At 67.5% G+C, this 10,906-nt stretch carries 16 protein-coding genes; 15 read left to right on the top strand and 1 reads right to left on the bottom strand.

What is annotated here, in order from left to right; translation table 11 throughout:
- Positions 1 to 4 precede the first annotated feature (4 nt).
- From FA90_RS00220 to FA90_RS00165, 12 genes are read left to right on the top strand one after another with little or no spacing between them, the layout of a single operon-like run.
- Positions 5 to 505 carry a flagellar export protein FliJ gene (locus FA90_RS00220; RefSeq protein ID WP_156116522.1) on the top strand — a complete coding sequence of 167 codons (501 nt, stop codon included), beginning with the start codon at positions 5 to 7 and terminating at the stop codon, positions 503 to 505.
- 1 nt (position 506) lies between these two features.
- Positions 507 to 1,961 (top strand): flagellar filament capping protein FliD, encoded by a 1,455-nt coding sequence (fliD, locus tag FA90_RS00215; RefSeq protein WP_036164603.1) that lies wholly within the window; start codon positions 507 to 509, stop codon positions 1,959 to 1,961.
- A gap of 13 nt (positions 1,962 to 1,974) precedes the next feature.
- Complete coding sequence (gene fliS, locus FA90_RS00210) at positions 1,975 to 2,364, top strand: flagellar export chaperone FliS (RefSeq protein WP_036164599.1); 390 nt, start codon at positions 1,975 to 1,977, stop codon at positions 2,362 to 2,364.
- Positions 2,357 to 2,689, top strand: coding sequence for a hypothetical protein (locus FA90_RS00205; RefSeq protein ID WP_239700460.1), 333 nt, complete (start codon positions 2,357 to 2,359; stop codon positions 2,687 to 2,689). The genes fliS and FA90_RS00205 overlap by 8 nt, the downstream gene beginning before the upstream one ends.
- Positions 2,686 to 3,972 (top strand): flagellar hook-length control protein FliK, encoded by a 1,287-nt coding sequence (locus FA90_RS24670; protein WP_051971275.1) that lies wholly within the window; start codon positions 2,686 to 2,688, stop codon positions 3,970 to 3,972. The genes FA90_RS00205 and FA90_RS24670 overlap by 4 nt, the downstream gene beginning before the upstream one ends.
- 10 nt (positions 3,973 to 3,982) lie before the next feature.
- Positions 3,983 to 4,456, top strand: a complete 474-nt coding sequence (locus FA90_RS00195) for a flagellar basal body-associated FliL family protein (protein WP_036164596.1) — start codon at positions 3,983 to 3,985, stop codon at positions 4,454 to 4,456.
- A 23-nt stretch (positions 4,457 to 4,479) separates the two neighbouring features.
- On the top strand, positions 4,480 to 5,211 hold the full coding sequence (gene fliA / locus FA90_RS00190) for an RNA polymerase sigma factor FliA (RefSeq protein ID WP_036164594.1): 732 nt from the start codon (positions 4,480 to 4,482) through the stop codon (positions 5,209 to 5,211).
- 34 nt (positions 5,212 to 5,245) lie between these two features.
- Complete coding sequence (gene motA, locus FA90_RS00185) at positions 5,246 to 6,133, top strand: flagellar motor stator protein MotA (protein ID WP_036164591.1); 888 nt, start codon at positions 5,246 to 5,248, stop codon at positions 6,131 to 6,133.
- 34 nt (positions 6,134 to 6,167) lie between these two features.
- Complete coding sequence (locus tag FA90_RS00180; protein ID WP_036164588.1) at positions 6,168 to 7,133, top strand: flagellar motor protein MotB; 966 nt, start codon at positions 6,168 to 6,170, stop codon at positions 7,131 to 7,133.
- A gap of 29 nt (positions 7,134 to 7,162) precedes the next feature.
- The gene (gene flgM, locus FA90_RS00175) at positions 7,163 to 7,459 is read left to right on the top strand and encodes a flagellar biosynthesis anti-sigma factor FlgM (RefSeq protein ID WP_036164585.1); all 297 of its coding nucleotides are present in this window, start codon (positions 7,163 to 7,165) and stop codon (positions 7,457 to 7,459) included.
- A 6-nt stretch (positions 7,460 to 7,465) separates the two neighbouring features.
- Positions 7,466 to 7,894, top strand: a complete 429-nt coding sequence (flgN, locus tag FA90_RS00170) for a flagellar export chaperone FlgN (protein ID WP_036164582.1) — start codon at positions 7,466 to 7,468, stop codon at positions 7,892 to 7,894.
- Entirely contained in the window at positions 7,881 to 8,600 is a 720-nt protein-coding gene (locus FA90_RS00165; RefSeq protein ID WP_036164580.1) for a glycoside hydrolase family 73 protein, read from the top strand. Before flgN ends, FA90_RS00165 begins: the two co-directional genes overlap by 14 nt.
- On the opposite strand, the gene flgA is transcribed toward FA90_RS00165, so the two are convergent.
- Positions 8,590 to 9,303, bottom strand: a complete 714-nt coding sequence (gene flgA, locus FA90_RS00160; protein WP_081933541.1) for a flagellar basal body P-ring formation chaperone FlgA — start codon at positions 9,301 to 9,303, stop codon at positions 8,590 to 8,592. The two genes, FA90_RS00165 and flgA, sit on opposite strands and share 11 nt — an antisense overlap.
- A 69-nt stretch (positions 9,304 to 9,372) precedes the next feature.
- On the opposite strand from flgA, the gene flgB reads away from it, so the two are divergent.
- Genes flgB through FA90_RS00145 form a run of 3 tightly spaced genes read left to right on the top strand, consistent with a single transcriptional unit; the run spans position 9,373 to position 10,878 of the window.
- The gene (gene flgB / locus FA90_RS00155; RefSeq protein ID WP_036164577.1) at positions 9,373 to 9,750 is read left to right on the top strand and encodes a flagellar basal body rod protein FlgB; all 378 of its coding nucleotides are present in this window, start codon (positions 9,373 to 9,375) and stop codon (positions 9,748 to 9,750) included.
- 26 nt (positions 9,751 to 9,776) lie between these two features.
- Positions 9,777 to 10,181: a flagellar basal body rod protein FlgC gene (gene flgC, locus FA90_RS00150; RefSeq protein WP_036164575.1), complete on the top strand. Its 405-nt coding sequence runs from the start codon at positions 9,777 to 9,779 to the stop codon at positions 10,179 to 10,181.
- Between the two features lies 1 nt (position 10,182).
- Positions 10,183 to 10,878, top strand: a complete 696-nt coding sequence (locus FA90_RS00145) for a flagellar hook capping FlgD N-terminal domain-containing protein (protein ID WP_036164574.1) — start codon at positions 10,183 to 10,185, stop codon at positions 10,876 to 10,878.
- Positions 10,879 to 10,906: the final 28 nt, after the last annotated feature.

Below are 10,906 nucleotides of genomic sequence, written 5' to 3'. Positions count from 1 at the left end.
CAGCATGAAGAACAAGCAAGACACCATCGACAGCTTGAATACGCTGGTCAAGCTGCGCAGCACGACCGTGGAACGCCTGCAGGCCGACCTGGCCAAGCAGGAAGCGGTGCGCGCGCGCTACCGCAACAGCGTCGAGCGCCTGACCGCGCTGGCCGAAGGCTGCGGCGCCTCGGGGCAAGCCGCGGCCACGCCGGCGGCCGCACGCAGCGCCGGATTCTCGGCCGCGCTGGCGGTCAACGTCGGCAATTACAAACAGGCCGTGTTCGCGCTGGCCGAGACCCACCGCATCGACCTGCACCTGCACGAGGCGAACATGGAAGTCTCGCAGCGCAACCTGGCCCAGGCCTGGACCCGGCGCGAGCTGCTGGGCAAGGTGCTGGCACAGCACGAGGCCGACCATGCGCGCGCGCAGGACCGCCTGCAGCGCAAGCGCGAAGACGAAATCGCCACCCAGTCGTGGCTGGCAGGACAGGCCGAACAAGGCCCTACAACGAGGAACGAATAATATGTCGAGCGCCATTACCGCCCCAACCTATGACCCGACCAGCACCGCACAATCGCTGGCCACCAAGTCCACCGCCGACGCGCAGCAGACGCTGACCAACAAGACCAACGCGGCCAATGCCACGGCGACCGCGCTGACCCAGCTCGGCTCGGCCATCTCGACTTTCCAGAACAGCCTGGCTACGCTGGGCAGCGTGGGCAAGTCGATCCTGGCGCAGAGCGCGACGCTGTCCAACAGCGCCTTCGGCAGCGCCACCGCCAAGTCGAGCGCCGCCGCCGGCACCTACAGCCTGTTCGTGCAGCAGGTGGCGACCGCGGGCAAGGTCTCGTACGACAACGTGCCCGACGCCACGACGGCCAGCGGCACCCTGACCGTGAACGTCGGTAGCGCCACGCCGATCAACATCGACCTGTCCGCCGCCAACACCGATGGCGGCACCCTGAGCGTGCGCGAAATCGCCGCCGCGATCAACAATGCCAGCGGCAACACCGGCCTGGTCTCGGCCGGCGTGATCACGGTGCCGGTCGTGAACGGCGACGGCACGACCAGCTCGCAGATGCGCCTGGTGCTGACGTCGAAGAACACCGGCGCTGCCAGCAACATCAGCCTGAGCACCACCAGTCAAGATCTGCAATCGACGCTGGGCTCGCAACCGACCAGCACGACCGCCGGCAAGGACGCCATCGTCCTGCTCGACGCCCAGTACAAGACCGTCACCGACCCCAGCACCAACACCACGACCACCCAGCTCACCGGCACCCAGGTCACCCAGGCCTCGAACACCTTCACCAACATCGACGGTGTCGCGTTCACCGCCACGCGCGCCCAGGCGACCGGCGACGATCCGATCACGCTCACGGTCGGCACCGACAGCAACGCCACGGCGGCGAACGCCCAGGCCTTCGTCGACGCCTACAACAAACTCAAGAACGCGGTCGACGGCATGCTCGACCCGGGCGACACGACCAACAACAAGGCCGCCGGCGCCTTCGCCAACGATTCCGGCGTCAAAGCGCTGCAGACGCGCCTGGTCGACCTTCTGCGTCCGGCCACGGGCGGCCTGTCGCTGGCCAGCTACGGCATCACCGCCAGCCGCGACGGTTCGCTGACGCTGGATTCGACGCGCCTGAACAAGCAGCTGGCGCTCAATCCGGGCGGCCTGGACCAGCTGATGGGTTCGGCCAGCACCGGCAGCCCGAGCGGCGTGATGGGCAACCTGAACAGCTACCTGAATCTGTGGACCGACAGCGCCAACGGCCAGATCCAGCAGCGCACCAGCGCCAACACCAAGCTCCAGTCGGACCTGAGCAAGCGCCAGGACAACCTGACCACCCAGTACAACGACGCCTACAACCGCTACCTGAAGCAATTTACCGACCTGCAGACGCTGCAGGCGCAGATGAACAACAACGTCTCGATGTTCGACGCCATCTTCGGCAGCGACAAGTCCTCCTGAGAGAGAAATCACGATGTCCTATCAAGAAGCCTACAGCAGCTACCACGCCACCAGTCTGGACGCGCAGACCTCGCGCGCCTCGCCGATCGAACTGGTGCTCCTGCTCACCGACGGCCTGCTCGACGAGCTGGCGCGCGCCCGCGCCCACATCGTCGGCAAGCGCTACGAACTGCGCGCCGCCAGCATCAACAAGTGCGTCGAGATCATCAACGGCTTGTCGAGCTCGCTCGACTTCGAGAGCGGCGGCCAGGTCGTCGCCAACCTCGCCGACCTGTATGAATTCTGCGCGCGCCACCTGCACGCCGCCGGCGTCAAGCAGGACCCGAAGATGGTCGACGAGGTCGTCAAGGTCATGACCACGATCCGCCAGGGCTGGGCCGGCGTCCAGGCGCGCAATGGCTGACACGCTGCGCAACCGCCAGGCGCAATTGCTGCGCATGGGCGACGCCTTGCAGGCCGCCGCGCGCGGCGCCGATTGGGACAGCCTCGGCCACCAGGTGCGCGCGCTCGGCCCGCAGCTGCAGGCGCTGGCCCGGCTCGGTCCATGGAGCGCGCCGGAGCGCGCCGCCCTGACCCGCCTGCGCCGCCAGCACGATGACGCCGCCGTCGCCGCGAGCGATGCCGCGCGCGCGCTCGGCACGCGCCTGGAAGGCATCCGCAGCAACCAAGAAGGCTGGGTCGCCTACGCGATGCACAGCGAAACCGAATCCGGCGCAAGCCGCCCATGAAGATGATGCTCAATACCGTAACCACGTCCACTTCCGCTTCGGCCAACGGCGCGGCCGGCAACGGCCCGGCCGCCGGCCCGGTCAGCGCAGCCGCGCAGCCGGCCGACAACGGCGCGGCCAGCGCCGCCGCGGGCCAGTCCGCCCAGCCGGTCCAGGCCGGCCAGTCCGCCGCCGCCGCGCCGAGCGCCAATCCGCAGTCGTTCGCGCTGTGGCTCGGCCAGCAGGCCGCCGGCGCCCAGGCTGCCGATGGCGCGCAAGCCGCCGCGCCGGCCCAGTCCGGCGCCGCCAGCCCCGCCGCACCGGCCAGCACCGATGCCGACGCGCAGGCCGGCGCCAAGTCCGACGACACCAAAGCCGCCGCCGCGGCCCCGGACGGCGCGCTGCTGGCCGCGATGGCGATGCCGCTGATGCCGCTGTCGCCGGCCCAGGTCGCGCAGGCGGTCCAGGCCGCACAGGGCAATGGCCCGGCCGCGCAAGGCAACGGCAAGCCCGCCGCCAACGACGCCGCACCGGCGCCGGCCGTGGCCGCGGTGGGCCAGGATGGCGCGCGCCGCGCCGCGCCGCAAGACGCCCTGCCCGCGCTGCCATCCCAGCAGCCGCCGCAGGCGGCGCAGCCGGCCCAGGCCGCAGCCGCAGCCGCGGCCCAGCCGGCGCAAACGTCCGCCGATGCGGCCGGTGCGCGCTTCGCCGTGCAGCCCGCGGCCGCCGGCGCCGGCGATGCCGCCGGCCAGGATGCCAAGGCCGACCAGGGCGCACCAGCCCCGGCCGTCCCGCAAGCCGGCGTCGCGCTGGTCTCGACGCCGGGCGCCGCCCAGCCGGCGGCCGACACGGTCAAGCTGGCCGGTCCGCCGACCGCATGGCGCCAGAGCCTGCAGGAAGCGCTCGGCGATCGTCTGCATCTGCAAGTCGGCAACAACGTCGAGCAGGCCGTGATCCGCCTCGAGCCGCCGCAACTGGGCCGCATCGACATCGCGATCCGCCACAGCGCCGGTTCGCTGGAGGTGAACATCTCGGCCACCAACGGCGAGGTGCTGCGCCAGCTGCAGACCGTCAGCGACAACCTGCGCAGCGACCTGTCGCAGCGCCAGTTCAGCGAGGTCGCGGTGACGGTGACGCCGACCCCGAAGAGCGGCGCCACGCCGTTCTCGAACGATTCGCAACAACAGCAAGGCCGTGGCCGCCAGCAGGGCCGCGACCAGGATGACTACGAGCCCGGCCGCGCATTGGCCGAGGCCGGCAACCCCGCGTCCGCGTTTTCGCTGGGCGGCCGCGACCGAGCATGAGTAATCAAGGATGAATAGCAAAGTGAAGATGATCGTCGCCATTGCCGCCGCCGTGGTGGTCAGCGCGGCCGGCGCCGGCGGCGCGGTCTGGTATTTCATGCCCAAGCCGGCCGCGGCCGGGGCCAAGGAAGCCAAGAAGGAAGCCGAGAAGCCCAAGGACGGCAAGCCGGTCAAGTACGTCACCCTCGACAAGGTGATCGTGATGCTGCGCCGTGGTCCGAACGAGGCCGACACCCATTACCTGTCGACCGACCTGGTGCTGGCTTCCGAGCCGGCCAAGGAAAAGGAAACCAAGGAAAACCTGCCGCTGCTGCGCAGCCTGGCGGTGCGCACCTTGTCGAGCTACACGATGGCCGATGCCTCCGCGATGACGGTCGACAAATACGCGGCCGAGTTGAACAAGGCCTTCAATGCCAATTATGAGCACGAGCACACCGAAAAGCCGTTCGTCGAAGTCATGATCGGCAAGCTCATCATCGAATAATCGCCGGGGATATCGTGGGTTATATGACCGACTACGCCGACAGCTACGCCAGCAACGAATACGCCGGCGCCGCCTTGCACGCCGAGATGAGCGCGAAGGACGAGCAGCGTCACCTGCTCGCCTACGCGCCGCTGGTCAAGCGCGTCGCGCGCCAGCTCAATTCGCAGGTGTCGGGCTCGATGGGGCGCGAAGACATGGAGCAGATCGGCCTGATGGGCCTGCTCGAAGCGCTGCGCCGCTACGGTACGCCGGATGCCGGCTTCGCCAGCTACGCCGGCCTGCGCGTGCGCGGGGCGATCCTGGACGAGCTGCGCCGCCAGGACTGGCGTCCGCGCGCCGTGCGCCAGGACAGCCACAAGATGCGCGACGCCGTGCGCGCCCTGACGCGCAAGCTGGGCCACGAGCCGAACGACAAGGAAGCCGCCGACGCGCTCGGCATCAGCCAGGAAGAATGGCGCCAGTTCCTGCTCGACGACAGCGCCGAGGAGCTGCTCAGCTTCGACGAGATTTTGCAGGAAGCGACCGAACAAGCCCACAGCGCACCGGGGCCGGAACAGCAGTACATGGTGCGCCGCAGCCTGGAGCATGCACTCAATGCCCTCAACGAGAAGGAGCAGCGCGTGATCCAGATGATTTATGAATTCGAGCTCAGCTACAAGGAAATCGCGGCCGTGCTCGACCTGTCCGACGCCCGTGTCTGCCAGCTCAACAAGAGCGCGCTGGCCAAGATGAAGGCGGCGCTGGCGAACGCCTGACGCGCCCGGCCACAACAACAAAAGAGAGAAAACCATGCAAATCATTGGCATCCTGATCGTGCTGGGCGCCGTGTTCGGCGGCTTCATGATGATGGGGGGCAGCGCCGGCGCCATCTGGCAGCCCAACGAAATCATCGTCATCTGCGGCGCCGCCCTCGGCGCCCTGGTGCTGGCCAACCCGAAACACGTGCTGGTCGAACTGCTCGGCCAGATGAAGAAGGTCGCGGGCAAGCACAAGCACGATTCCGAGTTCCAGCGCCAGCTGCTGCTGCTGATGTACGAGCTGCTGCAGACCGCCGCCGGCGGCCTGAAGGCCCTGGACGCCCACGTCGAGGCGCCCAAGGAAAGCCCGATGTTCCAGCGCTACCCGCTGATCCTGGAAGAGCCGAAACTGCTGGCCTTCATCGTCGACAACTTCCGCCTGATGGCGATGGGCAAGATCAACGCGCACGAGCTGGAAGGCGTGCTCGAGCAGGAACTCGAAGCCATCCACGAGGAGCTCACCCAGCCGTCCAAGTCGCTGCACAAGGTGGCCGAGGGCATGCCGGGCTTCGGCATCCTGGCTGCGGTGCTGGGCATCGTGATCACCATGAACACCGTCGGCGAAGGCGCCGACACCGCCGAGATCGCGGAACACATCGGCGCGGCGATGGTCGGCACCTTCATCGGCATCTTCATGTGCTACGGCGTGCTCGACCCGATCTCCGGCATGATGAAGCAGCTGGTCAATTCCGAAGCCTCGACCATGGAAACCGTGAAGGTCGTGCTGGTGACCCACGTGGCCGGCAAGCCGCCGCTGCTGGCGATCGACGCCGGACGGCGCCTGATCCAGCTCAACACCAAGCCCAGCTTCGCCCAGCTCGAAACCTGGATCAATGCCATGGCCGACGGCGAGGACGCCGGCGCCAAGCGCCGCGCCTGACGCCGCGTAGACAGTATCGAGCGGAGCAAAACGAGTGGAAGCGAATAAAAAAGGCGGCGACAAGCACCACGGCGAGACCATCATCAAGCGTGGCGGCGGCAAGCACCACGACGACGAGCACGGCGGCGCCTGGAAGGTGGCCTTCGCCGACTTCTGCATGGCGCTGATGGCGCTGTTCCTTGTACTGTGGCTGATCGCCTCGCGCGACGCCTCGCAGGCCAAGAAGATCGTGCGCGACAACATGGCCAACGGCATGATCGAAGGCAGCGGCGGCAAGCCCGAGATCAACACCAACCCGAGCGGCAGCCTGATCGAGCGATTCCAGATGCCGAAGGCGAACGGCGGCAGCCAGGGCCCGGGCGCGGGTTCTCAGAGCGCGCCGACGGTGCACACCAAGTACGAATCGGCGACCGAGCTGGCGGCGCTCGCGCACGCGCTCGAGCAGATGAGCGCGGACGCCGGCCTGTCGTCGAATCTGGCCACGGTGGTCACGCCGAACGGCCTGCGCGTCATGCTGCACGATACCGATCATCAGGGCATGTTCGTGCGCGGTAGCTTCTTGCCAACTGACAAGTTCGCAAAACTGTTGCGTACGATGGCGCCATTGTTCGAAAAAATGGAAAATCAGATGTTGATTGTAGGCCACACGGATTCCTTGCAGTACACTAACAAGGGTCCGAACGGGTATTCCAACTGGAGCCTGTCGGTCAACCGCGCCATGGCTGCGCGCGGGGAATTGCTCAGCGGCGGCATGCGCAGTGCAAGCGTGCTGCAACTGGTCGGCATGGCCGACCAGGCGCCGCTGGACGCGAAACACCCGGATGCCCCGGTCAACCGCCGCATCGAACTCCTGATCCTGACCAGCAAGCAGGCCGCCGGCGTGACGGCGATGTTCGGCAATCCGGGCTCGACGGAGCCCCTGACCCAAGACGTGTCCACCTCGTCGCCGCACGAAGCGGCGGTCGCGGAGCTGCGCAGCCAAATGGCAACAAAACCATGACGATTCAATCGAAAACACGAGGACAACGCATGAAGATCTCTGGCGCCTCCACCTCTTCCATCGGCATTGCGCCGCAAGCCGGCAGCGCTGCCGTCGCCGACGTCGCGGCCGCCTCCGCCGCCCCCGCACCGGTCGCGGCAGCAGGCGCAGCCGTGCTCGAATCCGCCGTGCTGCAGCCGGCGCAACGCGCATTGCGCGCGATGCCCGACTTCGACGCCGCCAAGGTGGCCGAACTGCGCGACGCCCTGGCCAACGGCGAGCTGCCGTTCGACGCCGGCCGCCTGGCCGGGCTGATCCAGAAGTTCCACGGCGCAGGAAAGGCTTGATCCAGCATGAGCCGCCTTACCCGCGACCAGGCGGTCGCCCGCCTGCTGGACGGCGTCCAGGAGGACATGAAAACCTGCGCCGCCGTGCGTGAGCTGCTGGAACGCCAGTTCCAGGCCGCGCTGCGCCACCGCGGCGCGGAACTGACGCAGCTCGCCGGCGAACTGACGCCGCAGCTCGACGCGATGGAAGCGCGCCGCCAGCAGCGCGTGCAGCTGGTGCGTGCGCTGTTCGGCGCCAACGCCACCATGGACGCGCTGTTCGCCAGCCTGGGGGCGCCCCAGCGCAGCGCCGCCAGCGCCGCCTGGGAACAGCTCGAGCGGCTGGTACGCGATTGCAAGCAAGCCACGGCGCGCAACGGCAACCTGATGGCAGAACAATATTCCGTGATGCAGCGTCTGCTGCACGGCGAGGAGGACACCTATGCGCCACGCTGAATTTTCGTCGATCCCGGCGCTCGCTCCGACCGCACCCACGCGCCCGACCGCCCCGAGCGGCAACGGCGGCGGCAACTTCGGCAACGTGTTCGGCCAGGTCCAGGGCGAAGTCGCCGACTTCATCCAGAACGGCGCCGGCTTCGACGCCGGCGGCTTGAGCGCCGAAGGCCAGGCCTGGCGCGCGCGCACGGGCGAGGCCGCCGGCGCCGCCGGTGTCATCGCCGACGATGTCGAGGCTTCGCCGGACCAGCAGGCTTTCCTGGAAAGCATCGCGCCCTGGGCCAAGGAAGCGGCCGACAAGCTGGGCGTGGCGCCGGAACTGGTGTCGGCGCATGCCGCCCTCGAGTCCGGCTGGGGCCAGCGCCCCTTGAAGAACGCCGACGGCAGCTCCTCGCACAACCTGTTCGGCATCAAGGCCGGCAGCGCCTGGCGCGGCGACGTCGCCGAGTCGAACACCACCGAGTACGTCGGCGGCGCCGCGCTCAAGACCAGCGCGCGCTTCCGCTCCTACCCGGACCAGGCCAGCGCCTTCCGCGACTACGCGCAGATGTTGAGCGACAATCCACGCTTCAAGGGCGTGCTCGGCGCCGGCAACGACGCCCATGCCTTCGCCAGCGCCCTGGCCAAGGGCGGCTACGCCACCGATCCGGCTTACGCGGCCAAGCTGTCGCGCCTGGCCGGCAAGCTGTCCGGCATCAGCGGTTGATGCCGGCGTCGACCGGCTCGACCGTGCCCGGTCCGGCGACCCGCATGCGCACTACCTGCCCGCTGCCGGCGTTGCGCACGCGCACGACGGCGCCCTGCCCGCCGGCGTCCATGGCCTCGCCGGCGGTGCTCACTTCGATGCCATCGACCCGCGCAATCATCATGACGGCATCGCCGCGCTTGACCAGAATCGGGCTGACCAGCTGCCCGGCACGCAGAATGTCTCCTGCCCGCAACATGCGATGTGACATTTTCCCGACAACTTCGGAAGGATTTGCGACCGGATCGGCGATGTTCGAAATATCACGACGCTCGATCGTAACTTGCGAGTCCGTCAAGGTCTCGTTGGCCGCCACCGGCGCCGCTGCAATCGCCACCATGGCCGTTATACGCGCACGGACCGCGTACTCGTATCTCCACCCGGGCGTGTCATTACAACGCGCTACAAAGCGCATCCGCTGGGGAAAACGGGTATCCACGGGCTCGATGGCGACATTTTGCGAACACGCGGGCGCGGCGCGGGCAGTGACGACGGTGATGTCGAACTGCGGTTCGGACAGCCCGGACGCGTCCATTTGCCTTTGCAATTCGGCACGTGCAGCTTGTTCAATTTGCACCGGTAATGGCGCTTGTGCGGCTTGAGCGGACGCAAAAAATAGCACACTTGACGTCGCAACAAGGGTTGCCAGGTGGAAAGCAGTCATTAGAGAATAGCGTCAGCGTAAAAAACTCATTTTAACCAATCAGATCGAAACCCCGACGGAGCCTCCGACATGACGATCAATTTCAAGGACGCACTGGGTGTCCATGCCGATGCGCTTGAACTGCGCGCCGAGCGCACCAAGGTGCTGGCGGCGAACATCGCGAACGAGAGCACGCCCGGCTACACGGCGCGCGACGTCGACTTCGGCGCGCTGCTGCAGCAGCGCGTCGATGCCGAGAACGGCGACCTGAACGCCGGCGCCGGCCTCGAGATGGGCGACGGCGACCCGCTGTACCGCGTGCCGTTCCACCCGAGCGCCGACGGCAACACCGTCGAGATCGGCGTCGAGCAGGCTGCCTTCGCGCAGAACGCCTCGGATTTCCAGACCAGCCTGACCTTCATCAACATGCAGCTGCGCGGCCTGGCGAAAGCCATCAACGGCCAGTAAGCGATTCTTCATAAAGAACAGTCCACATGGGTTTCAAAGACATTTCCCAGATCGCCGGCTCGGCGATGGCCGCCCAGACCGTGCGCCTCAACACGATCGCCAGCAACATGGCCAACGCCGACGTCTCGGCCGGTTCCGAAGCCGAGGCCTTCCGCGCGCGCAAGCCGGTGTTCTCCACCGTGATGGGCGGCGAGGCCGGCGGCGGCGTGCAGGTGCTGGACGTGGTCCAGAGTTCCGATCCGCTGCGCCGCGTGCACGAGCCGGACAATCCGAAGGCCGACGCCGATGGCATGGTCTATTACACCAACGTCAACGAAGTGTCGGAAATGGCGGACATGATGTCGGCCAGCCGCGCCTTCGAGACCAACGTCGAAGTCCTCAGCCGCATCAAGTCGATGCAGGCGGCGGTCCTGAAACTGGGAGAAAGCTGATATGACCACCTCGAGCATCAATAACCTGTTCGGCAACGCCGCCGCGGCCGCCAACGGCCAGGACAACAGCGCCATCGCCGGCCAGAGCGCGACCCAGGCGCCGACCGACGCCAACCGCGACATGTTCACCAAGCTGCTGGTGGCGCAGATCCAGAACCAGGATCCGCTCTCGCCGCAGGACCCGACCACCTACGTCAACCAGCTGTCGCAGCTGTCGCAGACCGAAGCGATCCAGAACATGTCGCAGAGCAGCACCGCCAACGCCAGCATGCTGCAAAGCCTGCAGACGCTGGCGATGGGCGGCCAGGTCGGCTCGACCGTCACGGTCAGCACCGGCACCGTCCAGGTCGACGCCAACGGCAGCAAGATCAACGGCAACATCAACCTGAACAGCGCCAGTGACGCCACCAGCCTGGTGCTGACCGGCGCCGACGGCCAGCATCACGTGGTGCAGCTCGGCGCCCACGGCTCGGGCGCGCAGAACTTCACCATCGACCCGGCGGCCCTTGGCCTGCCCCCGGGCAGCTATTCGATCCAGGCCCAGCCATCGGACGGCGGCTCGCCCCAGATCGAAGTCGCCGCGCGCCTGGACAGCGTGCGCGTGGCCAACGGCAGCGTGGTGCTGCAGGTGGCCAACGTCGGTCAGGTCGATCCCTCGGCCGTCACCGGTTTCAACGGCAAGAGCGACGGCGCCTGAGCGCCCGCGACCGTGCCCCTACCGTTTA

It is taken from the genome of Massilia sp. 9096 (assembly GCF_000745265.1).
Lineage (GTDB): Bacteria > Pseudomonadota > Gammaproteobacteria > Burkholderiales > Burkholderiaceae_D > Telluria.
The sequence above is the reverse complement of the archived record's forward strand: the minus strand, read 5'-3'. Positions and strand labels throughout refer to the sequence as shown.